The organism is Runella sp. R0.1_18 (assembly GCF_057652155.1).
In genome coordinates, this window is the sequence record NZ_JBYFCK010000090.1 from 1 (window position 1) to 581 (window position 581).

General features: G+C 34.3%; 1 protein-coding gene. It reads right to left on the reverse strand.

The genetic code is table 11. From position 1 onward, the window contains the following. A partial coding sequence (locus tag AC23P2_RS31180; protein WP_487776804.1) for a TlpA family protein disulfide reductase occupies positions 1 to 500 on the reverse strand: 500 nt, incomplete at its 3' end. Between the last annotated feature and the right edge of the window lie 81 nt (positions 501 to 581).

The window sequence follows — 581 nt, forward strand, 5'->3', positions numbered from 1 at the left end:
TTGAACAACTTAGTGTCTCTAACATCAGGAGGGAACAATTTTAAAATTTGACCTTTTTGGTTTAAAATAATGTACCTGGGTAAATATTTTACGTCAAATTTTTTGGCAAAATCAGATTTCATACCTCCAGAAACCCACGACGACTCTTCAGGTTTTAATTGCAGTTTTTTTACACCTTTCCTCCAATTTTCTTCTTTATCATCCAAAGAAATTTTTAGAAAAGAAACCTTGTTCTCGTTTATGTAGTGCTCTTGCAATGCTTCAACAATAGGAAATGCTTCTATACAATTGCCACACCAACTAGCCCACAAATCAATGACAGTAATAGGTGTCAACTTTTCATTAAGTTTATACATATCATTAGAGATTGTCAGAAGTTCAAAGTCGTTGATATAATCTTTATCTGTGTATTTTGTTGAGCTAGGCGCTATTTCTTCGTAATATCTCTTCCGAATAAATGCTCTTCTTTCTTCGTTTAGATAGGGATCATAGACTGTCATTAACGAATCTATTGATGGATAATGAGTAAGCGAGAGGTAGCGCCTGGCGTTAGAGGCTATAAGATGTAAATTTCTGGCAAT